We start from the raw sequence: 24,567 nt of genomic DNA on the forward strand, positions 1-24,567 counted from the left end.
CGGCGCAGCGGCGGGCGGATGGCAAAAGCCCCGAACCGTTAACCATTCGACCCCTACGGTCCCGGCGATCCGGATGGGAGTTCGCGATGACCGCTCTGTTCATCTTCGCCGTCATTCCCCTTACCGTCGCCATCGTCCTGGCGCGCGGTGAGCCCGTGAAGACCATCAGCTGCCTCGGCGCCATGAGCGTCGGCTGCCTGATCGCCTGCTACAGCGTCTTCGGCTTCGTCCGCAGCCGCGTCTTCGGCGTGGCCCGCTGAGGCCCCGTTCCGTCCCTCGCGCCCCGCCGCGCCGGCGGCCGTGAGGGCGACGCAGCCGCGCATGGCGGACACCGCCTCGCGCAAGGCCCATTCCAGTTCCGCCACGCGGTCCGAGAGGATCGCCGCCGCGGCCTCGGCGGCGTCGGCGGCCTCCCCCTGTTCCTTGAGGGACGCGAGGATCCCCTGGGCGGTGGCCCGCGCGTCGTTGCGCTCGCGCTTCAGGCGCTCGATCTCGGTCTCCGCCTCCTCCGCGCGCTGCTTCCAGCCCCCGGCGAGGGCGGCGGCTTCGAGGGCCGCGACGCGCTGACGGGCGTCCTCGAGCTGCGAGCGCAGGCGCACGCCGTCGGCCTCCGCCGAGGCGGCGCGGAATTCGGCATCGTTGGCGGCGGCCAGGGCGGCGCGGATGTTCTGGGCATCGATGAGGATGCCGTCTTCCGCAAAGCATTCCGCCAGCGCCACGAGCGCCTGCCGCTGCGCTTCGGTCAGCACCGCCCCATCCCAGGAGAAGACAGCATGGGATAGGCACACATCACGCCGCCCGCGCGATGTCGAGTCCGGCCCAGACGCGATGAACACGCGGTTTCCCGGTTACCCGCTGTTACCGATCATGACCGCCTCCGGCGGGTGCACTTCGGGACATGGCGGAGTGATGCCGCCCGGTGATGACGACCCGACGAAGCCGCTGAACGGCATTTGTTAACCGGGGCGTGACTCCGATGGTCTTCGTCCTCGGCGAGAGAAGTGCAATGGACACGGAGCGGCGACGACAACGGCGCGACGATGCATTCAAGACCGGCACGCTCTTCTTCGCGGAAGGCCGTCAGTGCGCCGACTGTCTCGTTTGGAATCTGAGCATGTTCGGCGCCATGCTCGAAGTCGAAGACGAAACCGAAGTGTCGAACTCCGGTCGTTTCATCTGCGAACGACTGTACGCGGATCGGGCCTACCGGATGATCTGGCGCGACGGCCGGAAACTCGGAATCGAATTCGAAGACTGACTGGCTCGGTCGTTCGCCGCGCACCTCGCCGCCGAACACGTCTTTCGTCGTCGCTCAGGCCGCGCGAGCGAGATCGCCCTCGATGGTCGCCAAGGCCCGCTCCAGGGCCGCGAAGCAGATCGGATCGAAGGCGCTGCCGAGATCGGCCCGCATGATGCCGAGGGCCTTGTCCAGGGGCATCGCCGCCCGGTAGGGCCGGTCGGCCGTCAGGGCGTCGAACACATCGGCCACCGAGACGATGCGGGTCTCGAACGGGATCGCCTCGCCCGCCAGCCCCCGTGGATAGCCTTTGCCGTCCAGGCGCTCGTGATGGTCGCCGCCGATGCGCGCCAGCTCGCGGAAGGCCGCCACACGGGTGAGGATCGTCTCGGACAGCGAGGCGTGATTGCGCATGTCGCGCCACTCGGCCTCGTCGAGCTTGCCGTTCTTGTCGAGGATGGCGTTCGACACCCCGAGTTTGCCGACGTCGTGCAGGAGGGCGGCCCGCTTCAGCCAGCGGCGGCGCTCCAGCGTGCAGCCGAGTTCGGCCGCGATCATGTCGGCATAGACCGCCACGCGCTCCGAGTGACCGCAGGTGAAGGGGCTCTTCGCGTCGATGATCTGTGCGAAGGCCCGGGCGATGTCGTCGAGGTAATCCTCATCCACGACGATGGGACTGGCCGGCGCCAGGGCGAGCACGGCCGTCTCCACGTCCGGGGAGGCGAGCGTCTTCCAGAAGTCGGGATCGGCCGCCACGGCTTCGAAGCAGGCGACGATTTCCGGATCGAACCACGTCCCGGAGCGCGCCCGCACCTCCGCCAGCGCGGCGGCGGGACCGGCGGCGGTGTGGAACACATCCACGACCTGCGCGAGGAGGGCGACCCGCGCGTAGAGAGGGATCGCGGTGCCCGCGAGACGGTCCGGTCGGCCCGCGCCGTTCCAGTGCTCGTCCAGGGCATGGATGGCGCGGCACACGCCTGCGGGGAAACGCAGCTGCCGCGCGATCTCGGCTCCACGCTGACAGCGGGTCTGGATCAGATCGTCGACGATCGTTCCGCCGTTCTGCAGGATGTTGAGCACGGCGCGAAAGCGTTCCGCCAATCCCGCCTTCAGGCCGGTATGCGTGAAGACGAAGCCGAGAACCTTCGGCAGGCTGTCGCTCACTGTCTTGAAGTCACGCTTGAAGGCGAGATCGTCGGAGAGATAAAGTTCGCAGATCCGGGCGGCATTGCTGGAACAGCCCAAGTCCTTCAGCATGACCGTGTGGTACAGTTCCCAGAGTTCGGTCTCCGGCAGGCCCAATCGCTGCCCGATATGGGCGCCGATCCAGGTCGCACGGACGCAATGGCCGACCGGCTGGCCCTCCGTGAGATCGAGGGCGTGGCTCAGGGCGCCGAGGATCTCCGACAGCTGAACCGTCCCGGTGTCAGCCTTGCCGCCCGCTACCGCCTGCATCGCTCTGCTCTTTTGCGCTGTCCGTTTAGTCGTAACTGCTATCACCAGAAGCTGACGAGAGTCTTCGACCTGTGTGAGAGCGTGGAGAGAACGATTAATGAGCGATAAATCGAGCACCTGATCTCAAGGTTCACCTTTCGCGAGCCGGGCCATCCTGCCTCGGCATGATCGGGCCTCCTACCGGGTCACGGGGCATGTCGTCTGGGACATGGGCGTCGTCCCCCCGACCATCATGGCGAGCCTCGGCCTGTCGGACTTTTCTTTTCTGTTCCGGTCCACGTGCTGCGGAAGAAGATCCCCCTCGGTCACGAGCGGCAGACGGTCAGACCGGCCTGATCGCGCAACTCGGCGCCTGGGTGCTCCGCACCGCGTGTACCGATGCGGCGGGCTGGCCGAGCACCATCGCCCTCGTGGTATGTTCGTCGCCGCCGAGCAATGCGATCAGGTTCAAGGCTTTCCCGTCAGCCGGCGGTTGCCGTATGCCGACTTCCTGACCATCTCAAACCTGTCCAAGATGGCCGCCTGGCGATGAGGGTGACGGCCGCCGCGGCTGCGCTACGCCGGCAGGGAGTATCTTCGGATCTAGGTCCCGGCTCCCCAGATCGTGTTCCATTCTAAAGCAGAAGTGATTGGGGTCGATCTTTCTTTGTCGACCCGAGCGGGATGCCTGTATTCGCCGATTCCCCGACCACGCGGCAAACTAGCCCATGTTACGGTGTCTAAACGTCCAAGTAACTTGACGCCGGTAGATTATGCGCTTGGGAAAAGGTGGGCGGGCTCCCGGTGCCGCAGATCAGGCCGATCATTGCTTCTCACCACCGCCCCGTCGCGGTGCTCGTGGCGGCATTCGTCGTCCTGACCATCTCGATCGCCTTGGGCGCGACGCTCTTCCTCGCCGACATCCATCGGCAAGCGGTGGACGAGGTCGAGCACAATCTGGTCGGGCTTTCGACCATGCTGGCCGATCAGGCCGACCGCTCGCTCCAAGCCATGGAGATGGTGCAGGACGCAATCATCCAGGAATTCACGGATGCGAAGGTCGCAACGCCCGCGACCTATGCCGCGATGGCCCGCCGGGAGACCTTGCACGTCGACCTCAAGGCCCGCATCGCCGCACTGCCGCAGGTGAATGCCATCACGGTCATCGATCACACAGGCAAGCTTCTCAACTTCAGCCGATATTGGCCGATCCCGGATGTGAACATCTCGGACCGGGACTACTTCACAGCGCTCGCGGCGGACCCCAAGCTGCGGCGCTTCATCGGCCAGCCCGTGCGCAACCGGGGTGACGGCGCCTGGACCATCTACATCGCCCGCAAGATCACGGCTCCCGATGGGACGTTTCTCGGGCTCGTCCTCGGCGCGGTCGAACTCGGCTACTTCGAGCGCCTCTACGCACAAATCTCGCCCAGCGACGACGCCGTCGTCTCGATGTTTCGCAACGACGGCATGCTGCTCGTGCGCCATCCTCGCCGCGAGGACGTCGTCGGCAAAGTCTTCTCGACCACGGGTGCTGCCCTGATCGCGGCCAAGAATCCGGCCGGCGGCGTTCTGCGCAACGTCAGCCCGATCGATGGCTTCGAACGCCTTATCGCAACGAAGGCCCTCGCCCGCTATCCGATCATCCTCAGCATCAGCCGCACGACCGATGTGAGCCTCGCCCCCTTCCGCCGGCAGGCGTTCGCCGTCGGAATGGCGGGGATCCTCCTGGTGACGTGCATCGGCAGCTTTCTCCTGCTCCTCCTGCGGCAGGCGCGGGCCGACCGGCGCATGGCGGGTGCCGAGGAGCGCGTGCGCGGCGAGCGCGAATTGCGGACGCATTACGAGCGGTTCGGCGTCGCGCTGGACAACATGATCCAGGGCCTCTGCCTCTTCGACGCCGATCAGCGGCTGGTCGTCATGAACGCCCGCTTCGTCGAGCTTTACGACATCCCCGATCACCTCCGGCAGCCGGGCGTCAGGGCGGAGGACGTGCGCGGCTATCTCCTGAGCCTTCGGGGGACGACGATGGGCAATTGGGACAGCGTGGCGACTTCGCCCGATGCGGACGCCCAATCCGTCTCGCCGGTCATCGTCCAGACGAACACCCATCGCGACATCAGCGTCCTGCGCGCCCCCGTCCCCGGCGGAGGCTGGGTGTGCACCCACGAGGACGTCACGGAGCGGCGCCGGAGCGAGGAACGCTTGCGCTACCTTGCTACCCACGACGTGCTGACGAGACTGCCCAACCGCATCCAGTTCGAGGATTTGGTCGCGCAGAAATTGTCCGACTGTTCCGCGTCGGGTGGTGAGTTCGCCCTGCTCTGCCTCGACCTCGACGGCTTCAAGCAGGTCAACGACATGTTCGGCCATGCTGCCGGGGACCATGTGCTCATCGACGTCGCCGCACGCCTCAGCGATCTCCTCGGCCAGAACTGCATCGCCGCCCGCCTCGGCGGGGATGAGTTCGCCGTGTTGGCGACCGACCTCGACGCACTCAAGACGCCCGCCATGGCTGCGCAGGCGGTGATCGACGCGCTCTGTATCCCTTACGCGGAGGGCGAACGGCAGATCGACATCGGTTGCAGCATCGGCATCGCCTCGTATCCCGGCGACGGGGACACCTACGAACGCCTTCTCACGGCGTCCGACATGGCGCTGGTCCACGCCAAGAACGTGGGCAAGGGCGGCTATCGTTTCTACGAGCCGGCGATGGATGTGGCCGCGCGCGAGCGGCAGCAATTGGCCCTCGATCTCAAGGCGGCCCTCGGGACGGACCAGTTCGAGCTGCATTACCAGCCGCAGTTCGACGTCGCGACGGACGAGGCCTGCGGGTTCGAAGCGCTCCTGCGTTGGACGCACCCGGTCCTCGGGCCGATTTCGCCCGTGCAATTCATCCCGCTGGCGGAGGAGACGGGGCTCATTCTGCCGCTCGGCGAATGGGTGCTGCGCGAGGCCTGTCGCAGCGCCGTCACCTGGGCGCAGCCCCTCGGCATCGCGGTTAACCTGTCGATTGCCCAGTTCCGGCAGGCCAATCTGTGCGACCTCGTTCGTGAGGTGCTGGACGAAACTGGGCTTCTGCCCAGCCGCCTCGAACTCGAGGTGACGGAAAGCCTGTTCCTCGAACGGACGGCGCGGTCCCAGGAGATCCTGCGCGACCTGAAGGCCCTCGGCGTCCGGATCTCGATCGACGATTTCGGGACCGGCTATTCCTCGCTGGCCACGCTGCAGGCGTTTCCGTTCGACAAGATCAAGATCGACCGCTCGTTCGTCGGGCAAATCGGCATCACCGAGAAGGGAGCCGCGATCGTCAGAGCCATCATCAGCCTCGGGAACAGCTTGAACGTTCCGGTGATCGCGGAGGGTATCGAAACGGAGAACCAACTCGCGTTTCTGAGACAGCATCAGTGCGCGGAATTCCAGGGCTACCTGCGCGGCAAGCCGCAGCCGATCTCCGCGTATCACGCGCTGACCGCCCCGCGCGAAGAGCTCCGCGTGGCGTGATCGTCCGCTCAACAGCAGCGAGATCGGCGGTCGGTTCAGCGCGTTCCGGCTTGGTCGCGGCGGGTGAGCGTGGCATTGTGCGGGATGACTGATCTTGCATACACGGGCTTCCGCTTCACCTGGGACCGCCCCGACGCCAGCGCACCAAAGGGAATGGCGCAGGTGCAGTGTCTGGTAATCGCCAGAGCGCTCTCGGACGCGCGACGCATCCTGGAAGACACGGTCACCGGAAGCTCGCGTGGCCTCCAACTCGTTAAAAGCGGCCCCGATGTACTCCAGGCCGCCAAGGCCGCCGGCTTGAACGAGGATGAAGGCGGCGTGCAGTGAGGGCAAGCAAGGTGCGGTGCGCTCGATCTTACAAGTAGGCGTCAATGGCTTGGATTGAGCTGACGGACAGCACGAACCACAAGGTTCTCGTCAATACTGACCAGATCGTCCGAATAGATCATCGATTCAACGGCGGCAGCATCCTGCACACCGTGGCGACACGGAACAAAGAAGGCAGGCTGATCAGCAACTTCGAGGTTCAGGAAGATCAGACGACCATCGAGACGATCATGAGCAAGGCCCAAATCGTCGTCTCTCGCTGAAGCCTGTCGCCGCTGGATACAGGTGAAAGCCTGAACGTCGGCTGGCCCGCCGGGCCGCTCACTTTTCGCGGAAGGCGCGGCGGGCCTGATCGACCAGGGGCTTCGTCAGGTACGACAGGACCGTCCGGTCGGCGGTGCGGATGAAGGCTTCCACCGGCATGCCGGGAATCAGCTTCGCCCCGTCCAGCCGGCCGAGTTCGTCCTTCGTGACGCCGAGGCGAACGAGATAGTAGAAACTCCCCGTCCGCTTGTCCTCGCTCACGTCGGCGGCGACGCGGCTCACCCGCCCGTTCAGTTCCGGCGTGGTGCGCTGGTCGAAGCTTGGGAAGCGCAGGCCGGCGGCCTGCCCGGTTTGCAATCGGTCGATGTCCTGGGGCGCCACGCGGACCTCCACCACCAGGGAATCGGCCGTGGGCACGATGAGCATGATCGGCTCGCCGGGCGTGATCACCCCACCGCGGGTATGCACGGACAACTCGTGCACGTAGCCCGTCTGCGGCGCGCGAATCTCGATGCGCTGCAACTGGTCGAAGGCGGTGATCTTCTGCTCGGTCAGGGTCGCGGCCTTGGCCCGGTTCTCCGCCAACTCCTTCGCGACCTCGCTGCGAAGGTTCTGCTCCAACTGGATGATCTGCAATTCGGTTTCGGAGATCTTGCCCTTGGTCTGGGCAATGGTCGCGACGAGGACGCCGCGCTCGCCCTTCAGGCGGGACATGTCCCGCTCCAGGCTGGTAAGCCGGTTGAGCTGGACGAGATTGCGCTTCCAGAGCCCTTCCACGCCCTCGTACTCCCGTCCGATGATCGCCGTCTCCTGCTCCTTGGCGGCCGATTGCTCTTCGAGCCCCTTGATCTCCTCGCGCAACTGCCCGATCCGCTGCTCCAACTGCGCCTTCTGGCCATCCCTTGCATCGCGCCGGAACCGGAACAGCTTGCGTTCGCCATCGACGATCCGGGCGACCTCCGCACCCGCTCCCGCCAGATCGGCCGGGAAGGCGACCGCGTCGCGGCCGTCGCGCTCGGCTTCCAGGCGGGCGTTGCGGGCGGCGATCTCCCACAGGCTCTTGCTCACGCTGTCGAAGGTGGCCCGCGCCGTCGTGGCGTCGAGCCGGATCAGGAGGTCGCCGGCCTGCACCCGCGTGCCCTCCTCCGCCAGCAGGTCAGCAACTACGCCACCGGTCGGATGCTGAACCTTCTTGATGTTGCTCTCCACGACAAGGGAGCCGGAGGCGATGATGGCGCCGGAGAGTTCCGTCGCCCCGGTCCAGGCCCCCGCACCGAGCGCCACCGCGATGATGGCGCCGACCCCGGCGATGTGGCGCCTCAGCGAGCGGCGCGTGCCGGCCGTGGGATCGGCGGCGGCTGGGGGCGTGTCGGGCTTCGTCATGCGACCCTCGTCGGGACCTGCCGCGTCAGCGCGTTGAGTTTGGCGAGCACGTCGTCGCGCGGCCCGTGCAGTTGCACCCGGCCGTCGGCGAGGACCAGGATCCGGTCCACTGCCGTCAGGGCGCTCGGCCGGTGCGCGACCACGACGGCGATGCCGCCCCGGGCCCGCACCGCCTGCACGGCAGCCGACAGTGCGCGGTCGCCCTCGACATCGAGGTTGGAATTCGGCTCGTCGAGGACCACGAGGAATGGGTCGCCGTAGAGTGCTCGCGCCAGGGCGATCCGCTGCCGCTGGCCGCCGGACAGGCCGAGGCCCCCTGGCCCGACGCGCGCATCGTAGCCGCCGGGCAGCCGCAGCACGACTTCGTGGACGCCCGCCGCCCGCGATGCGCTGAGAAGGGCCTCCGGGTCGGGCTCCGGGTCGAACCGCGTGATGTTCTGGGCGATGGTGCCGTCGAACATCTCGATATCCTGTGGCAGGTAGCCCACCGCGCGGCCGAGTGCGTCGGGGTCCCATTGATCGATGGCGGCGCCGTCGAAGCGGATCACCCCCCGGCTGGGCCGGGCGAGGCCGACCAGGGCGCGGGCGAACGTCGACTTGCCGGACCCGCTGGGGCCGATCACCCCCAGCGCGCTTCCGGGGGCCAGGGCGACGTTGACGTCGTGGAGAACCAGCGTGTCCGTGCCGGGTGCGGCGATGGTCAGGGCGGTGATCCGCACGCTCTCGCGCGGCGCCGGGAGGGGCGTGAGGGCGGCCGGCTCCCGCCGGGGCAGGAAGACGACGAGCCGTGTCCAGGCCTGGCGGGCCGCCGAGAAGGATTTCCAGTTGGCGATGGCGAGATCGACCGGCGCCAGGGCGCGGGCAGAGAGGACGGTCGCGGCCAGCATCACCCCCGCCGTCGCCTCCTCCCGCACCACCAGATAGGCGCCGAGGCCGAGGATGCCCGATTGCAGCACGGTGCGCGTGAGGCGCGCGGCGGCGCCGAAGCCGATGGCGAGGTCGTTGCCGGTGATCGCCGTATCGAGCGTCCGGTTCCTCCGGTCCTGCCAAAGCGCCGTCATCCGCGCGCGCATGCCGAGCGCCGACAGGAGGGGCGCCGTCCGGTGCGCCATGTCGATGAAGGCACGGCGCTCCCCCACCACGCGCACGCCCTCACGGGTCGAGGCGGCGGTGGCCCAGTCGGTTACGAGGGTCAGCAGGCACAGGAGCACCGCACCGGCGGCGATGGCCGTGCCGAGCCACGGGTGAAACAGGAAGCACACAGCGATGTAGAGCGGCACCCAGGGCAGATCGAAGAACGCCGTGAAGGCGAGGCTCGCGAGGAAGCCGCGCACGGTGTCGAGGTCGCGCAGGGCCTGCGGGCCGTCGTCGGTGCGGGGCATCTCGGCGCCGCGCGCCAGCAGGGTGCGGAAGATGCGCCCGCCGAGCCGCTCCTCCACGAGGCGGCCGAACCGGGCGAGGATCCGGGCACGGAAGATTTCCAGGATGCTTTGGATGAGGAACAGGATCAGCGCGATGCCGGCGAGGCCCACCAGCGTCGCGACGCTGCGGCTCGGCAGCACGCGGTCGTAGACCTGCAGCATGAAGATCGGCGCCGTCAGCATCAGCACGTTGACGAGGCCGCTGGCCACCATGACCGTCACAAGGGAGGCGCGTCCGGCCCAGGCCGCCGCCCAGAATTCCCGCCGTGTCGCGGCACGCACCTCACGCTCGTCGCTCACGGACGCAACTCCAGCTTCTCGATAGTGCGGGGGACAGTGCGGTCGGGTGGCCCCCGCCACGGTACGTGGCGGGGGCTCCGGGGCTCAGAGGCCGAGCAGGTGGATGCCCGTCGTCGCGCTATGCGCCATCGGATCGGCATGAGCCGCTTGCGCATGGCCGCCGAGGTCGAGGGAGGCGAGGCCGAGATCGCCCATCAGGTCGTGCGAGGCTCCAGCCTCTGCCGGAGCGGCCGTCGCCACCGGCACGATGTCGTGGAGCTGCCCGACGAGGGAATCGGCCGTGGCGCCGGTCGCGGGGAAGGCGATGTGGTCCCCCGTGAGAAGGTTGGCGCTGACCGCGCTCGGCTCGCCGGCCGGTGCGGTCAACGCGCTCGCCTGGACGGTGTGGGAGGCGTCCGTGCCCGGCGACAGGACGGCGACGTCGGCGGCGGGCGTCGCCGTCGCCGGGCCGGCCGAGAGATCGACCAGCGGATGGCTTCCCGCCGCATCGCCCGTCAGCCCCCCGAGGAGGCCGCCGAGCGGAGTCCCCGCGCCGCCCGATCCGGCATTGGCGAGGAGGCCCGTCACCGAGCCGATCACCCCGCTCGCTGCTTCGACCCCATGCCCGGCATCCGCGACCGCTTGGCCGATGGCCTGGGTCCCGTTGCCGCCCGCAACCGCACCGGGCAGGTTCGCGGCATCGGTCAGCAGGTTGCTGGATTCGCCCAGCTCCCCGAGGCCGAGGGTGTTGCCGAGACCGATCACCGAATGGACGGGATCGTTGAGGACCGGCATGGCGTGGCCGACCTGCTCCAGGTTCGCGTGCACCCCGTCGATCACTTGGTTGGCCAGATCGGTCACGGGCTGCGCCGGAGCGCCTTGACCCAGCAGGCTGCCCGTTCCGCCGAGAGGCGTTCCCGCGCCCCCGAGACCGCTCGCGAGGCCGGTGACGCCGCCGAGGAGAGTGCCGGCCGCGCCCGCTACCGCGCCGGTATCGGACAGGATCGGCGATAGCGCGGACAGCCCCTGCCCTTCGACGAGCCCGCCCGGCAGGGCCGCGACATCGGTGAGGAGGGTCCCGCTCTGCCCGAGATGGCCGAGCCCGATGGTCTCGCCGAGGCCGGTCAGACCATGGATGGTATCGTTCAGCGGCGCCACCTCGTGCCCCACGGTCTCGAGGGTCGTGTGGAGATTGAGGATGCCGGAATTGGCAAGGCTGGTGATCGGCGCCAGCGGACCATCGCCGGCCAGAAGGCCGCCATTGCCCAGCGTCCCGGTCAGGGAGCCCACCAGCGTGTCGGTTGCACCGAAGGCATGGGCGAGATCGGTCAGCACCGGGCTCACCGAGGTCAGCCCGCCGCCGCCCAGGACGGAGCCGGGCAGCGTCGACAGATCGGTCAGCAGCGTGCCCGCCTCACCGAGATGGCCGAGGCCGACCGTCTCGCCGAGGCCCGTCACCGCATGGAGCGGCGCATTGAGCACGGGGTTCTGATGCCCAGCCTCCTCCAGGGTGGCATGGGTCTGGAGCACGGCCTGATTGAGGATCGTCTCCGCCGGCGCAAGGACGCTGCCGCTGCCGACAAGGCCGTTACCGGCCGCGGGCGCCGCTGCGACCGTATCGGCCAGCCCATTGGCACTCGTGGCGACGCTTGCCGCATCGTTCAGGATCGGAGCGAGGTTGCCGGCATCGGCTGGGTTCGCGGCGACGCCGCCGAGATCGGTCAGGAGATTGCCGTTCTCGCCGAGATGGCCGAGCCCGATGGTCTCGCCCAGGGCCGTCAGCCCATGAAGCGGCCCATTCGCGGGGGCGACCTCATGGCCAACGGTCTCAAGCTGCGCATGGGTGTCGAGGACGATCTCGTTGGCCGGCGCCGAAAGGGCATCCGGGAGCGCCGACGGATCGGCATTGCCGGACCCAGTATCGGTCGCTCCTTCCACGAGGGACGCAATCGGACCGAGGCTCCCCAATTGTGATGTCGAGAGAGCGGTCGAAGACAGGAATGCGCCCGGCCCGCCGAGCCATTCCAGAGATCGCAAAGACGAACCGAGAAGGGAAAGTGGAGATGTGGACATCAAAGCCTCCAGTTTCCCCGCCCAACCTCCCGATTCAATTTTGAGTTGCAGAAGCTGCGCCTCTGGACGGTTCCTGTAGTAAATAGAGGGTTATCACTTTGCCCCTAATTGCCGGGAATAAGACGTTATCCTGCGCTGCGAGGAGGGTCTGAATGCAAAATCCACGATAATACATACTTGAATCACATATATATCCCGGCACGCCCCACCAAAGACGTCTATTTTTGCATTTTATTTACTCTGCCTGCGCGCTCCGTGAACTCGCTCACAGGTTGTAGGTTGACCGGCATCGCGTTGTTTGCCGGTGACAAGCATGCCGCACTCAATTTTCATCAAGGAACGAAAAGGCGACGTGGGGCGTCCGCCGGAACTGGTCGCTTACGACATCGACAGCGTGGCTTTAGCCAACCGACTGGTCCGGTCCATCGCCAAATCGAACCGCGTCAACGGATTCGACCGGATGACGCATCAACGCTGGTTCAAGTTGAAGGACTCGATCTTTTACGTTTACAGAATGGAGATCGGGTACAGCTGAATCTAGAAGCGTATTGCTGCATTGACGGCACGCCCGGCGACAGTATCGCCGGGCGTGCCGATTGTAGAGGGCTAACGGCTCGGTCAGCAGCTGAGGCGACGGCCTTCGCGGCGTCCCGACGTCTGGTAGTGAAACAGACCGGACCTCATCTGTCCGCCCATGACCGCCCGGCGCACGTCGGGATTGCAGCGCAGATACTCGCGCTCATCGAACGCGAAGTCGCCGCGCCCGCCGCGCGAGCCCCGGTCATAGTCCCGGTCGTAGCCACGCCGGTCACGGGGATCGTAATCGCGATCACGGCCGTCGTAATCGCGCCGGTCGTATCCGTAGTCACGTCCGCCATAGGGCTGCGCCAACGCCGGGGTCAGGCCGCTCAGCAGGGCCAAACCCAAAATGGTCGTAGAGATTACCTTCATGGTGCCTTCCTCCTCGTTGCGACCTGGGAACGCTCAAGGTGGAAAGCGGTTCGAATTCGAACTGCCGAGTTACCCCGCCTACGCCGACCAAAGGGTGCCACGAGGCGGGATCGTCATCGTTCCGGCATACGACGGATCGACTCCAGATTGTCGGATGACAGGTCCGCTTCGATGGCGCCATGACGTTGAGCAACGGCCTTCACGTCGCCGGCCGGGTGCGGTTTCGCGGTCGCCGTCTTCTTCTGATCCGATCCCGGTTTCAACGCGGCATCGCGGGCGGGCCACTCTTCGAACCGCATCGCCCGGGCGGGCTTCTGATCACCGCACCCTTCGCAGACCGACACAAGCCAGGATTGCCAAAGCCCGTCGGTCTTTTCCTCCATCGACTTTGCTTGCTCCCGGTGCGCGGAGGCGAGCTCGACCGTGTTGAGATCGGACTGCTTCTGCGGCGGAGCGAGCGCGTGAAGCTCATCGAGCTTCACATCCCGCTTTTCTTCCGCCACTTTCGGGGCTGGCGGCGTCGATAGCGTTCCGGTCGTGGCTGGATCGCGCCGGCACCCCGTACAAACCTTCGATGTGATGGCGTCATCGACGACTTGGCGCGAAGTCGGTTTGTCGATTGCTTTTATTGAGGTTGGGCTTGCATCGCGGCTTGGCGGCTTGGTCTGGCCGACTGCCGTCGTATTAGGCACTTTTTCAGTCGATAATGGGTCGTTTATAGTCGTTCTATGCTGGTCCTGCGCCTGGGCTGGCGCCGCTAAAGCACAACAAAGACCCATTCCGGTGATCAGGCGACGACGTATTGTCATGGCGACCTCCATGACCCATCAATCCCAGTTTTGATGAATGGTTCACTATAAAATTTGTCGTATCGGGCGCCCGGCGCAGGCGTTTCGCCGGAGGATCTCGGGCGCAAATTGGCAGCCCGCGGCAGCGATCATCGAGAGACGATCCCGCCTACACAGCAAGGCGGATGCGAAACCGGAACGCTCCGACAAGCTGGCGGGTTTGTCTATGCCCACACCGCAGGTTGGCAGGTGGGGCCCGGAGTAAGCCATTGTTCAACGTACCGACATTCACGGCCGGCTTGTTTGCGGCCGGCATGCTTTTCGCGCCCGTCCAGGCATCCGCGGCTCAGATCGGCGTCGGCGCTGTCCCTGAAACGGCGAGTGCGGTGCACGAGGTGCAGTACGGGTATGGCGGCCCCCGCTTCGGGTACGGCCCCCGGGGCTACGGCCGCCCGCACTTCCGTGGTCGCGGCTACGGTTACGGCCGTGGCTACGGACACCGCTACGGTTACGGCCGTGGGTATGGGCGTGGCTACGGTCGCGGCTACGGGTATGGGCGTCCCGGGATCTTCTAAGCGCGTCTCGCACTCGCTGATCGCAAAGAGCCCGCCCGGATTTCACCGTGCGGGCTTTTTCTTGCCTAAAGCGGCGCGCTGCAAAGGACGGCTTGGGGCAAAATCTCGGGAAAGATTAGTCGGAGTGGCAGGATTTGAACCTGCGACCCCCACGTCCCGAACGCGTTTCCGTGCGTTCCTGCCGCTTTTCTGCGAAGGGAAGCGCAAGTGATCAGCCCGCTTTGTTCACGTTCGGTGCACGGGATAGCGTCCCGGTAGGCGTCCCGGTACTCATACGCCCACCGATGGCCTTGAGGGCGCCCTGGAAGTGCTCGGGGCAGTGATGACCGTAGACGTCCTGCAGGACCTCCAGCGTCACGCCGAAGTAGCCGCAGGCCTCCCACGGTGGGCAGCCGCCACGAAGGGCCAGCGTGATCGCCGTGTGCCGGAACGAGTGCGGGATGACGTCGGCGCCGAAGCCCGCTTCCTCGCGCGTCGCGCGGAAGGCCTTGTTGATCCGCCCTACCCTCTTGCCCTGCCATTCGACGACGAAGCGCTCGGCAATGCCGGTCCGCTCCCAGCGCCGCAGGTGGGCGAGGAGCCTCGGATGCAGCGGCGCGGGCGGTTGCCGCTTCTTGGTCTGCCGCGATCCCGGTGCCCGCCGGTAGAAGGTGCCGTGTTCGAGATCGACGTAGCCGCTGCCGACGGTCGGCCGGATGGCGGCACCGCAGATCGCGCCGGCCCTGGTGCCGGTATAGAGCGCGACGAGGATGAAACGGGCGACGTGCTGGCGCGAACGGCGGCCGGTGGCGTGGCCCTTCTGCACTTCTCGGTATCGCCACGCCGACCAGATCAGCTTGGCGACCTCGGAGCGTGTGAGCCACCGCTCTCGGGCCGCGCCGCGCTCCGGCAGCACCACCGGCACGGGCGAGGCGAGATGGCCCTCGCGGTGGTAGTGATTGATCGCCGCTCGGAAGTCCTCAAGCTCGCGCCGGGCGACCGCGAGTCCGCGATGCTCGGCATAGTCGCGGCAGGCGCGGCCGGTGACGGTGGAGAGGCGCTTGCCCTCGAAGAACGAGAGGACGTTGCCGAGCCGGCCCGCGATCTCCTTCGGCCGGGCCTTCTTGCTGGCGATGTCGTCGAGGTAGACCGAAACTACGTCCGCGACCCAGACCTGAGCGGGGTCACGATCGCTCTCGCGCGCGGGCTCGTGCTTTTCGGCGATGTAGGCGGCGAGCCGCTTTTCAGCCGCTCCAGCCTCATCAGCGCGGCAGCCTGTGCGGATTTTCCGTCTTCCGTCTCGGATGATCCATGACGCGTGCCGGGTGATCCGACCTTGGGTATCGGTCTCCGCTCGTTCGAGCTTGAGGTGGGGGCCTTCGGAGCGGCGCGGCATAGCTCGATCATCTCGGCAATCGCACGAAGTGTGGTCCAGTCTTTCCCCGCCACGCGCGAGACGGCAAGTCGCTGGCGGGCCGCCTCTCGGCGCAGGCCGGCGCCGGTCATCGCGCCGCCAGGGAAAGCGATGGCTGCGGCCACGTCCAGGCGCAACGGCGTGTCGTCCGTGACCTCGGCCCGGTCGGGGATTCGCGCGCTACGGGGCATCGGCGCCTCCCGCGATCCAGTAGAGCCGGCGGCGTGGCTCGAATCCCGGCTCCGGCTTCTCCCATTCGGACGAGATCGCGCCGCGCTGTTCGAGGGCGTGCAGCGCCGGGAAGGCACGGGCTGGGCCGAGGCCGGTCGCCTTGCACAATTCCGCGCTGGACATGCCGGTGGGCGCCGCGCCGGCCAAGACTTCAAGGAGGCGGTCAGCGGCCGTCATCGAAGCCTCCATCGCGGGCCGGCGCCGATTGACGGGCCGCGTAGGCGTGCGCGGCTATCAGGGCGGCGCGCCCGACATCACGAGCGGCGTCAGCCTGATCGCGCTTCGTCCGTGCGGCCTCCGCGAGGTACGTGCTCAGGATGGCAGTGCAGTGGGAGGCCGCCGCGCCGACGATGATCGCCGTCGCCCAGATTGTCAGGTGCGGGTTCGAGAGCAGGTCAAGCATCTGCGCCTCCCCTTCGAGCATCACGCTCGCGACGTTGAGCATCGCCAAGGGCTGCCGCCCGCGCCTCGACTTCTTCACGGGACAGCCCGCGAAGCACGGTCTGGCGAGAGCGGGCCACGCGCCGTTCCTCGGCCTCGTCCGCCATCCGCTGGTCGTAGAACTCGGCCCCGCTGTCAGGTGTGACGCCGAGCGGCCGGCGGGTCGCGTCGTGAAAGGCGATGCGCAGGCGCTCGTTCTCAGCGGTGAGCCGGGCGACCTCGGCTTCGGCCTGAGCGGCGCAGGCTAGAGCCTCGTCTCGTTCCTTTGTGCGGAACGCCAGCATTGTCTCCTGCCAGCAGGAGGGCGCGAACTCTCCCGCTTGGTCGGCTGGCCATGCCCGCGTGCTGTCGTTGTCGTGGTCCGCGTGAGCAGCGGCTTCCGAAGCCGAATATCGCCCGGCTTCCGACAGCAGGCCGGTGTAGCCATGACCGTTCGGGCGCCAATAGAGTCCGCGCTTGATCAGAACGTACTCCCGCCCTTCCTCGGCGCGGGTTGGGGCGGGGGCGTCAGGCATCGGAGGGCTCCTGCATCATCTCCTCGACAATCCAGAGCATCGCGCCAGTCACGCTGCGGAAGATCATGGGTTCGCGTGGATGGGGCTGGTGTGGGTTCCACCGCTCGTCGTAGACTGTCACTGCTCCGCGCTCGCCACGGATGCGGAAGGCCCTTTCACGCTGGCCGTCTTTTGCGGTGGTCTGGCCGGTCGGATTAGCAGCAAGCCACGCACTCGCTTGACCAGGGCAGGAAGTGGCAGTCACATCCCAGTGGCCGGGGTTGCGCTGGAACACTGAGAAGCCGAGCGGGAAGAATGGCTGCGCGGCGTCGAAGAAGTGCTTCTCGGCTACCTGTTCACGGGCGCGCTGTGCCGCATATCTTGCGCGCTCGTCTAAGGTGAGATCGCCCATCACTTCCCCCCGCTCGTGTTGTCCTGCCGGATCGTCTCCACGCCGGAGGGCGGGGTGGGTTCAAGTGCACTGGCGGGATAGATCTGCACTGAGCCCGGTTCGCGCTCGCTTTCGACGCAGACGCCATAAGGTGTCAGGTCGGTGCTGTAGAAGCCGCAGACGCGGCCCTGCCACGACGAGCCCTTCGTCTTGCGAACGCGGGCGCCGGTAGCAAAGGGCGCCCCCACGCCCTGCGTCTCCCCACCGTCACCAGGGGCTTGGGCAAAGAGGGTGAGGATCATCAACCGCGCTTCGTCCATCACGTCGGCGCACGCCTGCGGCTCGCTGATGGTGTTCAGCCGGTCGAGCCGGTCGCAGAGCTTCTCGATCTCCTCCACCGACACTCCGCTCCCTGTTCGGGGCGCGGCGGGGGCGAAGTGCCGCCTCAGCCGATCAATCCAGTCCTCGTCGCTCTCGGTGTCGCGCTGACAGAGGTAGTCGGCTTGCTGGTGCTTCCAGTAGCCCGGCTCCTTTGGATCGTCTCGCGCCACCGGCTCGCCGTGTGCCCCCAGATCGGGGGTGGGAACTGAAGCCTTCAACTTCGCCATCACATGATCAGCGAAGTTCGTAATGGGGACTTCGATCAGACGGCCGGAGCGGTAGGCGTTCCAGAGCCCGGCGAGGAAAATCAGGTTCGCGTGAGCCCTGTCGCAGGTTGAGCAGACCGCGACGGTCGTGAACTCGTTCTGAAACGTCGAGTCCTCCGGCCCGACGCGCAGTTTGAAGGTATCCATCAGCGCGCGGGCCATGCCGGGTGTAGCTTTGACGCTTAGCTCGGCCAGATCGCCCGAGCCGCCGCCAGCAGCCCCGGCGGGCGGGTCAACTTTGCGAACGAGGCCCGTCGTCATGTTGTCGATCTGGGTCAGCACGCCGTACAGGTCGGGCAGCGGGCGCCAGTCTGGGTTCAGGAAGTGCTTGTCGGATAGCGATTGCGCCAGCCGCGTCGCGTAGCCTTCGGCCTCGTTCAGTTTGGCAACGAACAGGTCGGCCCGCTTCCGTTCTTCGGCCAGTTCCCAGGTATCCAGCGAGGCAGCAGCCCCGGCGGGCGGGGGTGGGGAGGCGACTTCTTGCGGGTAGAGCCAGCCCGTCCACACGCCGTGGAAGCCGTGCATCAGCGCGTCGCCGTTGTAGTGCTTGATCGTGTCGAGGCCGCCCCAGCGATACTCTCCGTCGTCAGGGTCAATCGTGATCGTGGCGATCCAGCCGTCAGGTGTGTGCTCGTTCGGCTTGTGCTTCGCGACGATCTGGGTCTTGCCGTCTCTCGGCGCCGTATTCATCGGCCGCCATGTCGTCCCGCCCTTCGCGGTCGGGGCGGCGGGATCGTAGATGTCAGGCCGGTCAAAGGCGTCACGGATCTCGGCGTGAGACTGTTCGACAGCGGGCCAGTCGCGGCGGCTGATCGCGGCTCCGATGGCTTGGATGCGGCGCCTGTGGTCGGCCCTGAGCACCGAGTAGCGCTCTCCCCCGCCGCCGTTTGCAATTGAGTTCATCGCGAAGCTCCTGAGCAGTTGAGAAAAACATGCGGATTGGTTAGTTTTGAGCGCAATGATCATTCGGGGCGCTACATACCGGCTTTCGCCGTCGCTGGAGCAGGAAGAACAACTGTCCCAGTTTGTAGGTGTTTGTCGCCTTGTGTATAATCTTTGCCTTGAACAGCGACAAGTTTGGCGCCGACAGTTCAAAAGAGTTACCGGAGGCAATATTAGTTTTACCACGCAAGGACGAGAAATTACGGCTTTGCGTGCGGAGTTCGATTGGGTCAGGGCGACTCCGTGCGAGTGCTTGCATCAAGTCGCGCGTGATCTTGATGCTGCTTTCGAGGCTTTTTTCAAAAAAACCGCAGGCTACCCAAGCTTTAGAAGGAAGGGTGAAAACGATAGCTTCCGGACAAAGGGCAGAGATCTGTCCATCAAGCCACTCAACAAAAAATGGTCCTTGGTTAGGCTGCCCAAAATCGGCTGGATGAAATTCAGAAGCACCAAAGAACTGCGCGGAACGATCAAGAATGCTACGGTTTGTCATAAGAACGGCGTGTGGTTCATAAGCTTCGTTAGTGAGATAGAACATCAAACACCAGCACCGCCGGTCGCAACGGTCGGCATTGATCGCGGAGTTACTACAACGCTTGCGCTGTCTAGTGGTGAGACGATGGCGCTTCCCGATAGTTTGAAGAAGCTGGAACTCAGGAAGAGGTTGAGCCAGCGAGTTGCTGCGAGACGAAAGCGAGGATCGAAACGTTACCGTCGCATCCATGCGCGTATCGCTCGAATTCAAGCAAAACAAGCTCGTATTCGTCGCAGTTTTCATCACAACGCGGCATTGAATATATCCAGACGATTTGGCGTAGCGGTTCTTGAGGATCTCAAAACGCGGAATATGACCGCCAGCGCAAAGGGGACGGTTACCGCTCCTGGGCGGAATGTCCGCCAAAAATCCGGATTGAACAGAGTAATACTCGCCGCTGGATGGCATCAGTTCCAGACAATACTTACATATAAAATGGAGGAGCGCGGCGGTCTGGTTGTGACCGTTCAGCCTGAATACACGTCGCAGACCTGCGCGGCGTGCGGAGTGATTGACGCGAGAAGCCGCAAGAGCCAAGCGCGCTTTGAATGCGTCAGTTGTGGTCACACCGCGCACGCGGACATCAATGCTGCGATCAATATCGAACGGCGGTGGAGCACACCGTTGCTGGGCGTGGAGGGTTTGCATAAGCGGCCCTGTGAAGCGTCAACTTTGAAGGACTTAAAAAGTCTGGATGAACCTAAGCTTTTGTCGGCTTAGGGGATGCTAAGCCCGCTGCGCTGGTGTTTCGCCACCAAGGCATGGCTCTACTCCGTCAGGTTCGAGGATGAGGATGCGGGGCGGGCGAACGGGTATTCGGGATCGCGCCGGGGGTCGTCGGGCGGCAGGACGGCGCGTAGGGCTTCGCGGATCGCGATTTGCAGACCGGCGCAGGCCTGATTGTTCGCCTTGGTGCGACGGACGCCGGCCGCCTTGGTGCCGGCGATCATCAGGTCGAGGCTGATCTGGTCGAGGCTGGCGAGGCGGCGGGTCATTCGGCCGCCTCCCGCCCGCCAGCCGCGCGGATCGCCTTGTCCAGCGTGTCGAAGCTGATCTCGGTCTGCGCGGAGACCATTCCGCCGTGCTCGGACGTGTCGATCGCGAAGTCTCGGGCGGCGTTCACGGCCGCCACGAGCGGCGCCGGGTCGTGCGGCTTGCCCTTGCGGGCGAGCTCGATCTCGCGGGTGAGCGTGAGGTGGGCGAGGATCGTCTCGTCCACGACGAGGCCGTTGCGCATGTCCACCCGGAAGAAACGGTTCAGGCGGTGCGCGGCGGTGATGAGGGTTTCGGCGCTCATGCGGTGGTCCTCACTGCACCCGAGCCGGCGCGGGATGCGCACCGGCCGCCGCCAAGCCGTTCATCGTCATCTGCCGGAGGGCCACCGCCTCATCGATCTCGGCCGCCACCTTGCGGAAGCGGTCGATCTTGCGAGCCGTGTCGAAGCTGAGCGCGGCGCTCACCGCGTCGTTGATCCGCCGCCAGTCGCGCGGATCGATCTGCTCGCCCGCCGCCATCAGCAGCGCGTACAGCACCGCCAGCGACCGGGCCGTGGCCTTGCCGCTCTCTGCCTCGGCCAGGAACAGCGAGAGGATCGGGTGCTCAGCCATGAGCGGCCTCCCGCTTACGCAGCTTGATCAGGAGCCGGCGTTCCCGTTCCACGGCAGCCCAGGCCTCAACGGCTGCCCTGCTGAGCGTCCCCACGTGCAGGCGTCGATTGCCGTGAAGCGGCGGCGCAGTGGTGTAGACGTCGTGCAGGTGGCCGGGCGTTTCCCCGGCCTCGGCGTGGAAGGCCTCGCACAGCCTGATGCGCTTACCCATGGACGGCCCCCCCCTGCGTGCGGCAGATCATCGGCATGGTGCGCGGCCCGAACTCGCCGCGCTTCTCGACGGGCCGCTGCTCCAGCCGCACGAGCCCGACGTGCCTCAGCCGCATCAGGGCCTCGGTGACGGCGCAGTAGCGCGGGTGGTCGTTGACGCAGGTCGGAGCGTCCTCCTCCGCGATGCCTGCGATCCTGGCCTGGACCGCGCGGAGCCAGTCGAACTCGGCCGGCACCTTCGCCAGCACGACGAACTCGCCGAGCGACAGCACGGGCGGCACGTTGAGCGCCACGATGGCGTCCTCAATGCTTCCGCCCTTGCCGCCGTCGACGCTCCACTCGCGCATCCGCGTCGCGCCGACCCGGTCCGTCTCCTCGACGCTCAGCGTCGGCCGGTCGATGGCCTGGAGGCGCGGGATCGTGGTGTGCTGCCAGATCGTGCCGCCACCGCGCTTGCCGTAGTTCAGGTGGCCTGCGTCGCGGAGGCGGCCGGCCATGATGGCCGCGAGGTTGATGGGCTCAGCCATGGGCCCGCCCTCCCGCCTGGTCCTGCTCCTTCAGCCCACGCACCATCGCGAGCGTGACGCGGCCCCTGCGGGCTTTGGCCTCGCCGAGCGCCTTGCGGATCTCCCCGGCGAACCGGTCGCGCTTCGGCGGTGGCGGGCGCGTGGTCGAGCGGTGGACCATCATCGGCCGCCTCCCGCACTCAGGGCCTTCTGCCGACCCAGGATGTAATCGGGTCGCCGCTGAGCTGCTGGAGGGCAGACCGCTAGGATGCGCCAGCCTTCGGTGAGGTGGTCCTGCAGCCTGTCGGTGCAGGAATCCTCGAGCAGCAGCACCTCGTCGACCGCGAACAGCAGCAGGTTCGGAATAGCGATCTGGATATTGTTCGTCGTGCCAGGGCCGGCGCTGCCGGGCTCAGCCACCCGGTAACAGGACGAGAACCGCTTCACCTCGAAGGTGACGCCCATCTCGATCAGATTCACGCCGATGTCGGAGAGGTCGACGGTGAACTCGCGGCCCTCCCAGCCGAAGCCCCATTTCTCCGGCACCACGTCATCGAGCGGAATGTCGGCGGACGGCAGCAGGCGGACCAGCCGCTCGCGTTGCCCTCGATCCATCCCCTTGATGTTGCGCTCGGCTGCGTAGGTCAGTTCGATCCGTGCGTGCATCGGTTCGGCCTCAGAAGGGAATGGGGTCGGCGTCGTCTTCCTCACGACGCGGCAGCGCCAGCCGGGCCGGAGGCTCGTAGGGCTTGTTCGCCTTGAGCGCGGCCTCGCGGGTGCAGGGCGTGATTCCGAACAGAGAGGCGCCGCCGTAGAAGTGCGTCCGCCAGCCCTTCGCGACCGGGTCGCCGTCAATCGGCACGTCCACCCGGATCATCTTGGCGCCGAAGCGCTCCTCCTCGCGGATGCGGCCGACGTGGCGACGGTGGCCCATCACCTCGACGACGGCCCAATCCCAGCCGTTGGATTCCTCCTCGGCCTGGGCGGCGGCCTCCATCGCGGCGATGGCGCGGGCGGCCGCGAGCTCGGCGGGCTTCATCGCCCGCTCGGCCTCGGTCAGGGTGTTGCGCGCCTCGTAGGCGTCGAAGATCGCCTCGGCGGCGGCTTGCTGCGGGGTGCGAGTCATCAGGCGGCGCTCCTCGTAATTTCCCAGCGGTAGGCATCACCGCGACCTCCCCCGGATCGGGTGAGGTGGCCGTTGGCCGTCTCGGTACTCAGGAAGGCGGACGCGGCGCCCATCGTGACCCTCAGCCGGTCCATGATGGCTGCGATGGTGACGGGCCCCTCGGTGGCCATGTCGAAGATGATCCGGCCGCTGTCCGGCCCGATGCTGTCGAGGACCGGCGGCAGTTCTTCGGCGCGCGTGAACTGGCACGGCGTGCCGTCGAGATACGCCTCGAATGCCTCTTCAGCCCCGCCCTGGAACCACACGCGGGCCTTTGGACTGCAATGAGCCACGGACAGCACACCGCCGCCCCGGAAGCGCAGGACTTCGTATTCGCCCTTTGTCGGCAAAATCTCGGCGCCGGCCTTGATCAACCACTTTTTGAAGGCCGCTACTGTGCGGCCGTCGGCGAGGGTTCGTTCGGGGCGGGCCATCAGACGACCTCTTCTTTAAGGCCGGCGCCGCCGTTGCTGCCCGCGCTGTCCGCTTCGGCGTCAGCATTCTCCGAGATCGTCGCGAGCTCGTCCCCGATCTCGTCGAGTACGGTGCGCATCCGCTCGTTGAAGGTCGCCTTCCACTCGGCCAGTGCGAACGACCCCTCGCGCGCTACGGCGCGGGCCTCGTTCAGGAACTCAGCCCTGGTCTTCTTCGGCGGCGGTGGTGCCTGCTCCACGCGCAGCGGCTTCACCACGTAGGGAGCGCGCCGGGCCTTCGTGACCGTAAGCGCCAGGGTCATCTCGCGCTCGAGGCCGGTCATGTGGCTGATGCGGATGCCGCCCACCGCGATGCCGCCGAACAGGACCTTGTCGTCCCGGTACAGCGTCATGCTGCGGCCGACGTAGGCGTTGCCGTCGTTGCCCCACACCGTCACGAGGACGCGGCGCATCGACTTGCACGGCAGATACGGCTTGCCGCCGTCGCCCTCGAAGTTGATCGCGATCGGCTGATCCGGTTCGGTGGAGCGGGCCACCTTCGTGATCAGGATGGTGCGGGGGCCGCCGATCAGATCGTCGGCGTTGAGCTGCGTGCTCTTGGGGGCGATGGTCTGGGAAAGGTCGGTCACAGCACGATCTCACGGTTGATGCGCTTGGTGGGGACGGCGCGGGTGTTCGCGAGCACGAGCTCGTAGCGGTCGCGCGCCTCGGCCAGCCGGTCCTCGAAGGCCGCAGCGGCGGTGATGATCGCGTCCTGCACGGCGGCGTCGGGGAAGACCCGGATCACGGCCATGGGCAGGCCGCCCGAGTACGAGACGAAGTCGCACCACGACCGCTCGGACACGAGCAGTCCGGTCTGGATCTGGATGACGAAGTCGCTCGGAATCGTCCCCGCCACCGCGTGGGTGACGAAGGTCTCGATCTGGAACTTCTGCCGCCGGGACTTCACCTCGACGAGGCCATCGCGGCCGACGAGCGCGTCCGGCGAGTAGCCGATCCGGAAGCCCCACTTGTCGTTGACGATGAAGCCGACGTGCTCGGTGGGCGCGTAGTGCTGGGCGTAGATGCCGAGGGCCTCGACCTCGTCGTCGTGCCCGCGCAGCATGTCGTCGCTGATGTAGTGGGGCTCGACGAAGCCGGTGATGCGCTGGGCCAGCAGCTCGTAGAGGTGGGCGCGCTCCTTCTCGTTCTTGGCCGCCTTGAAGGTCGGCGTGACGATCAGGTGCATCTCGCTCGCGGTGAGCATCCCGCACCGGGCGGCGATCCACTCGTCGCTGCCCTGATACAGGTCCTCGTAAATCTGGATTGTGGAGGCGGTCGCGGTGGCCATCGCGC

General features: G+C 66.5%; 29 protein-coding genes and 1 pseudogene. 6 read left to right on the forward strand and 24 right to left on the reverse strand.

What is annotated here, in order from left to right:
• Window positions 1-53 precede the first annotated feature (53 nt).
• Window positions 54-749, reverse strand: coding sequence for a hypothetical protein (locus AAHF99_RS05290; RefSeq protein ID WP_342162988.1), 696 nt, complete (start codon window positions 747-749; stop codon window positions 54-56).
• A 227-nt stretch (window positions 750-976) separates the two neighbouring features.
• Here AAHF99_RS05290 and AAHF99_RS05295 point away from each other — a divergent pair, with 227 nt between their 5' ends.
• A complete protein-coding gene (locus AAHF99_RS05295) occupies window positions 977-1,258 on the forward strand; it encodes a pilus assembly protein PilZ (protein WP_342162989.1) in 282 nt (93 codons plus the stop codon).
• A 54-nt stretch (window positions 1,259-1,312) separates the two neighbouring features.
• Here AAHF99_RS05295 and AAHF99_RS05300 read toward each other — a convergent pair whose 3' ends face one another.
• Entirely contained in the window at window positions 1,313-2,692 is a 1,380-nt protein-coding gene (locus AAHF99_RS05300; RefSeq protein WP_342162990.1) for an HD-GYP domain-containing protein, read from the reverse strand.
• A gap of 768 nt (window positions 2,693-3,460) precedes the next feature.
• On the opposite strand from AAHF99_RS05300, the gene AAHF99_RS05305 reads away from it, so the two are divergent.
• From AAHF99_RS05305 to AAHF99_RS05315, 3 genes are all read left to right on the forward strand, one after another.
• Window positions 3,461-6,175: a bifunctional diguanylate cyclase/phosphodiesterase gene (locus AAHF99_RS05305; RefSeq protein WP_342162991.1), complete on the forward strand. Its 2,715-nt coding sequence runs from the start codon at window positions 3,461-3,463 to the stop codon at window positions 6,173-6,175.
• An 84-nt stretch (window positions 6,176-6,259) separates the two neighbouring features.
• Window positions 6,260-6,502 carry a hypothetical protein gene (locus AAHF99_RS05310; RefSeq protein ID WP_342162993.1) on the forward strand — a complete coding sequence of 81 codons (243 nt, stop codon included), beginning with the start codon at window positions 6,260-6,262 and terminating at the stop codon, window positions 6,500-6,502.
• Between the two features lie 44 nt (window positions 6,503-6,546).
• A complete protein-coding gene (locus AAHF99_RS05315) occupies window positions 6,547-6,765 on the forward strand; it encodes a hypothetical protein (RefSeq protein ID WP_342162994.1) in 219 nt (72 codons plus the stop codon).
• A gap of 58 nt (window positions 6,766-6,823) precedes the next feature.
• Here the strand turns inward: AAHF99_RS05315 and AAHF99_RS05320 are convergent, their stop codons facing one another.
• From AAHF99_RS05320 to AAHF99_RS05330, 3 genes are all read right to left on the reverse strand, one after another.
• Complete coding sequence (locus AAHF99_RS05320; protein ID WP_342162995.1) at window positions 6,824-8,149, reverse strand: HlyD family type I secretion periplasmic adaptor subunit; 1,326 nt, start codon at window positions 8,147-8,149, stop codon at window positions 6,824-6,826.
• Entirely contained in the window at window positions 8,146-9,870 is a 1,725-nt protein-coding gene (locus AAHF99_RS05325) for a type I secretion system permease/ATPase (protein ID WP_342162997.1), read from the reverse strand. The genes AAHF99_RS05320 and AAHF99_RS05325 overlap by 4 nt, the downstream gene beginning before the upstream one ends.
• Before the next feature lie 84 nt (window positions 9,871-9,954).
• Complete coding sequence (locus AAHF99_RS05330) at window positions 9,955-11,787, reverse strand: hypothetical protein (protein ID WP_342162998.1); 1,833 nt, start codon at window positions 11,785-11,787, stop codon at window positions 9,955-9,957.
• Between the two features lie 448 nt (window positions 11,788-12,235).
• Here AAHF99_RS05330 and AAHF99_RS05335 point away from each other — a divergent pair, with 448 nt between their 5' ends.
• Window positions 12,236-12,457 carry a hypothetical protein gene (locus AAHF99_RS05335; protein WP_342162999.1) on the forward strand — a complete coding sequence of 74 codons (222 nt, stop codon included), beginning with the start codon at window positions 12,236-12,238 and terminating at the stop codon, window positions 12,455-12,457.
• A gap of 83 nt (window positions 12,458-12,540) precedes the next feature.
• Here the strand turns inward: AAHF99_RS05335 and AAHF99_RS05340 are convergent, their stop codons facing one another.
• The 8 genes and pseudogenes from AAHF99_RS05340 to AAHF99_RS05375 all read right to left on the reverse strand — a co-directional run.
• Window positions 12,541-12,873 carry a hypothetical protein gene (locus AAHF99_RS05340; RefSeq protein ID WP_342163001.1) on the reverse strand — a complete coding sequence of 111 codons (333 nt, stop codon included), beginning with the start codon at window positions 12,871-12,873 and terminating at the stop codon, window positions 12,541-12,543.
• Window positions 12,874-12,986: 113 nt separating this feature from the next.
• Complete coding sequence (locus AAHF99_RS05345) at window positions 12,987-13,694, reverse strand: hypothetical protein (RefSeq protein WP_342163002.1); 708 nt, start codon at window positions 13,692-13,694, stop codon at window positions 12,987-12,989.
• 753 nt (window positions 13,695-14,447) lie between these two features.
• Window positions 14,448-15,611 (reverse strand): site-specific integrase, encoded by a 1,164-nt coding sequence (locus tag AAHF99_RS05350; protein WP_342163004.1) that lies wholly within the window; start codon window positions 15,609-15,611, stop codon window positions 14,448-14,450.
• Window positions 15,612-15,809: 198 nt separating this feature from the next.
• Window positions 15,810-16,037 carry a helix-turn-helix domain-containing protein gene (locus tag AAHF99_RS05355; RefSeq protein WP_342163005.1) on the reverse strand — a complete coding sequence of 76 codons (228 nt, stop codon included), beginning with the start codon at window positions 16,035-16,037 and terminating at the stop codon, window positions 15,810-15,812.
• Window positions 16,024-16,263, reverse strand: coding sequence for a hypothetical protein (locus AAHF99_RS05360; protein WP_342163007.1), 240 nt, complete (start codon window positions 16,261-16,263; stop codon window positions 16,024-16,026). Before AAHF99_RS05360 ends, AAHF99_RS05355 begins: the two co-directional genes overlap by 14 nt.
• The gene (locus AAHF99_RS05365; RefSeq protein WP_342163009.1) at window positions 16,256-16,816 is read right to left on the reverse strand and encodes a hypothetical protein; all 561 of its coding nucleotides are present in this window, start codon (window positions 16,814-16,816) and stop codon (window positions 16,256-16,258) included. The genes AAHF99_RS05360 and AAHF99_RS05365 overlap by 8 nt, the downstream gene beginning before the upstream one ends.
• Window positions 16,809-17,207, reverse strand: coding sequence for a hypothetical protein (locus tag AAHF99_RS05370; RefSeq protein WP_342163011.1), 399 nt, complete (start codon window positions 17,205-17,207; stop codon window positions 16,809-16,811). Before AAHF99_RS05370 ends, AAHF99_RS05365 begins: the two co-directional genes overlap by 8 nt.
• Window positions 17,207-17,428: pseudogene (locus AAHF99_RS05375) on the reverse strand (hypothetical protein); the annotation flags it as partial. The gene AAHF99_RS05370 and the pseudogene AAHF99_RS05375, both read right to left, overlap by 1 nt.
• Before the next feature lie 1,363 nt (window positions 17,429-18,791).
• Here AAHF99_RS05375 and AAHF99_RS05380 point away from each other — a divergent pair.
• A complete protein-coding gene (locus AAHF99_RS05380) occupies window positions 18,792-20,030 on the forward strand; it encodes an RNA-guided endonuclease InsQ/TnpB family protein (protein ID WP_342163445.1) in 1,239 nt (412 codons plus the stop codon).
• A 47-nt stretch (window positions 20,031-20,077) separates the two neighbouring features.
• Here the strand turns inward: AAHF99_RS05380 and AAHF99_RS05385 are convergent, their stop codons facing one another.
• The 11 genes from AAHF99_RS05385 to AAHF99_RS05435 are packed head-to-tail and all read right to left on the reverse strand — an operon-like array spanning window position 20,078 to window position 24,562.
• A complete protein-coding gene (locus AAHF99_RS05385; RefSeq protein ID WP_342163012.1) occupies window positions 20,078-20,305 on the reverse strand; it encodes a hypothetical protein in 228 nt (75 codons plus the stop codon).
• Window positions 20,302-20,607, reverse strand: a complete 306-nt coding sequence (locus AAHF99_RS05390) for a hypothetical protein (RefSeq protein WP_342163013.1) — start codon at window positions 20,605-20,607, stop codon at window positions 20,302-20,304. Before AAHF99_RS05390 ends, AAHF99_RS05385 begins: the two co-directional genes overlap by 4 nt.
• A 10-nt stretch (window positions 20,608-20,617) precedes the next feature.
• Window positions 20,618-20,917, reverse strand: coding sequence for a hypothetical protein (locus AAHF99_RS05395; protein ID WP_342163014.1), 300 nt, complete (start codon window positions 20,915-20,917; stop codon window positions 20,618-20,620).
• Window positions 20,910-21,128 (reverse strand): hypothetical protein, encoded by a 219-nt coding sequence (locus tag AAHF99_RS05400; protein WP_342163015.1) that lies wholly within the window; start codon window positions 21,126-21,128, stop codon window positions 20,910-20,912. The genes AAHF99_RS05395 and AAHF99_RS05400 overlap by 8 nt, the downstream gene beginning before the upstream one ends.
• On the reverse strand, window positions 21,121-21,654 hold the full coding sequence (locus AAHF99_RS05405; protein ID WP_342163016.1) for a hypothetical protein: 534 nt from the start codon (window positions 21,652-21,654) through the stop codon (window positions 21,121-21,123). The genes AAHF99_RS05400 and AAHF99_RS05405 overlap by 8 nt, the downstream gene beginning before the upstream one ends.
• Complete coding sequence (locus tag AAHF99_RS05410; RefSeq protein ID WP_342163018.1) at window positions 21,647-21,817, reverse strand: hypothetical protein; 171 nt, start codon at window positions 21,815-21,817, stop codon at window positions 21,647-21,649. The genes AAHF99_RS05405 and AAHF99_RS05410 overlap by 8 nt, the downstream gene beginning before the upstream one ends.
• Window positions 21,814-22,299 (reverse strand): hypothetical protein, encoded by a 486-nt coding sequence (locus tag AAHF99_RS05415; protein WP_342163019.1) that lies wholly within the window; start codon window positions 22,297-22,299, stop codon window positions 21,814-21,816. Before AAHF99_RS05415 ends, AAHF99_RS05410 begins: the two co-directional genes overlap by 4 nt.
• Before the next feature lie 10 nt (window positions 22,300-22,309).
• A complete protein-coding gene (locus tag AAHF99_RS05420) occupies window positions 22,310-22,759 on the reverse strand; it encodes a hypothetical protein (RefSeq protein WP_342163020.1) in 450 nt (149 codons plus the stop codon).
• Window positions 22,759-23,232: a hypothetical protein gene (locus AAHF99_RS05425; protein WP_342163021.1), complete on the reverse strand. Its 474-nt coding sequence runs from the start codon at window positions 23,230-23,232 to the stop codon at window positions 22,759-22,761. Before AAHF99_RS05425 ends, AAHF99_RS05420 begins: the two co-directional genes overlap by 1 nt.
• On the reverse strand, window positions 23,232-23,861 hold the full coding sequence (locus tag AAHF99_RS05430; protein ID WP_342163022.1) for a hypothetical protein: 630 nt from the start codon (window positions 23,859-23,861) through the stop codon (window positions 23,232-23,234). Before AAHF99_RS05430 ends, AAHF99_RS05425 begins: the two co-directional genes overlap by 1 nt.
• On the reverse strand, window positions 23,858-24,562 hold the full coding sequence (locus tag AAHF99_RS05435; RefSeq protein WP_342163023.1) for a lambda exonuclease family protein: 705 nt from the start codon (window positions 24,560-24,562) through the stop codon (window positions 23,858-23,860). Before AAHF99_RS05435 ends, AAHF99_RS05430 begins: the two co-directional genes overlap by 4 nt.
• Window positions 24,563-24,567: the final 5 nt, after the last annotated feature.

This window comes from Methylobacterium litchii, assembly GCF_038442315.1.
Classification (GTDB): Bacteria; Pseudomonadota; Alphaproteobacteria; order Rhizobiales; family Beijerinckiaceae; genus Methylobacterium; species Methylobacterium litchii.

Excerpts from the sequence above, each read along its gene's own strand:
- AAHF99_RS05345 (WP_342163002.1), bottom strand. The coding sequence starts at position 13,694 with ATGGAGGTCGCCATGACAATACGTCGTCGCCTGATCACCGGAATGGGT.
- AAHF99_RS05385 (WP_342163012.1), bottom strand. The coding sequence starts at position 20,305 with ATGACCCGCCGCCTCGCCAGCCTCGACCAGATCAGCCTCGACCTGATG.
- AAHF99_RS05335 (WP_342162999.1), top strand. The coding sequence starts at position 12,236 with ATGCCGCACTCAATTTTCATCAAGGAACGAAAAGGCGACGTGGGGCGT.
- AAHF99_RS05355 (WP_342163005.1), bottom strand. The coding sequence starts at position 16,037 with ATGACGGCCGCTGACCGCCTCCTTGAAGTCTTGGCCGGCGCGGCGCCC.
- AAHF99_RS05405 (WP_342163016.1), bottom strand. The coding sequence starts at position 21,654 with ATGGCTGAGCCCATCAACCTCGCGGCCATCATGGCCGGCCGCCTCCGC.
- AAHF99_RS05395 (WP_342163014.1), bottom strand. The coding sequence starts at position 20,917 with ATGGCTGAGCACCCGATCCTCTCGCTGTTCCTGGCCGAGGCAGAGAGC.
- AAHF99_RS05300 (WP_342162990.1), bottom strand. The coding sequence starts at position 2,692 with ATGCAGGCGGTAGCGGGCGGCAAGGCTGACACCGGGACGGTTCAGCTG.
- AAHF99_RS05370 (WP_342163011.1), bottom strand. The coding sequence starts at position 17,207 with ATGGGCGATCTCACCTTAGACGAGCGCGCAAGATATGCGGCACAGCGC.
- AAHF99_RS05435 (WP_342163023.1), bottom strand. The coding sequence starts at position 24,562 with ATGGCCACCGCGACCGCCTCCACAATCCAGATTTACGAGGACCTGTAT.
- AAHF99_RS05415 (WP_342163019.1), bottom strand. The coding sequence starts at position 22,299 with ATGCACGCACGGATCGAACTGACCTACGCAGCCGAGCGCAACATCAAG.
- AAHF99_RS05420 (WP_342163020.1), bottom strand. The coding sequence starts at position 22,759 with ATGACTCGCACCCCGCAGCAAGCCGCCGCCGAGGCGATCTTCGACGCC.
- AAHF99_RS05310 (WP_342162993.1), top strand. The coding sequence starts at position 6,260 with ATGACTGATCTTGCATACACGGGCTTCCGCTTCACCTGGGACCGCCCC.
- AAHF99_RS05365 (WP_342163009.1), bottom strand. The coding sequence starts at position 16,816 with ATGCCTGACGCCCCCGCCCCAACCCGCGCCGAGGAAGGGCGGGAGTAC.
- AAHF99_RS05340 (WP_342163001.1), bottom strand. The coding sequence starts at position 12,873 with ATGAAGGTAATCTCTACGACCATTTTGGGTTTGGCCCTGCTGAGCGGC.
- AAHF99_RS05315 (WP_342162994.1), top strand. The coding sequence starts at position 6,547 with ATGGCTTGGATTGAGCTGACGGACAGCACGAACCACAAGGTTCTCGTC.
- AAHF99_RS05410 (WP_342163018.1), bottom strand. The coding sequence starts at position 21,817 with ATGATGGTCCACCGCTCGACCACGCGCCCGCCACCGCCGAAGCGCGAC.
- AAHF99_RS05400 (WP_342163015.1), bottom strand. The coding sequence starts at position 21,128 with ATGGGTAAGCGCATCAGGCTGTGCGAGGCCTTCCACGCCGAGGCCGGG.
- AAHF99_RS05390 (WP_342163013.1), bottom strand. The coding sequence starts at position 20,607 with ATGAGCGCCGAAACCCTCATCACCGCCGCGCACCGCCTGAACCGTTTC.
- AAHF99_RS05320 (WP_342162995.1), bottom strand. The coding sequence starts at position 8,149 with ATGACGAAGCCCGACACGCCCCCAGCCGCCGCCGATCCCACGGCCGGC.
- AAHF99_RS05360 (WP_342163007.1), bottom strand. The coding sequence starts at position 16,263 with ATGCTTGACCTGCTCTCGAACCCGCACCTGACAATCTGGGCGACGGCG.
- AAHF99_RS05295 (WP_342162989.1), top strand. The coding sequence starts at position 977 with ATGGTCTTCGTCCTCGGCGAGAGAAGTGCAATGGACACGGAGCGGCGA.
- AAHF99_RS05350 (WP_342163004.1), bottom strand. The coding sequence starts at position 15,611 with ATGCCGCGCCGCTCCGAAGGCCCCCACCTCAAGCTCGAACGAGCGGAG.
- AAHF99_RS05425 (WP_342163021.1), bottom strand. The coding sequence starts at position 23,232 with ATGGCCCGCCCCGAACGAACCCTCGCCGACGGCCGCACAGTAGCGGCC.
- AAHF99_RS05380 (WP_342163445.1), top strand. The coding sequence starts at position 18,792 with ATGATCATTCGGGGCGCTACATACCGGCTTTCGCCGTCGCTGGAGCAG.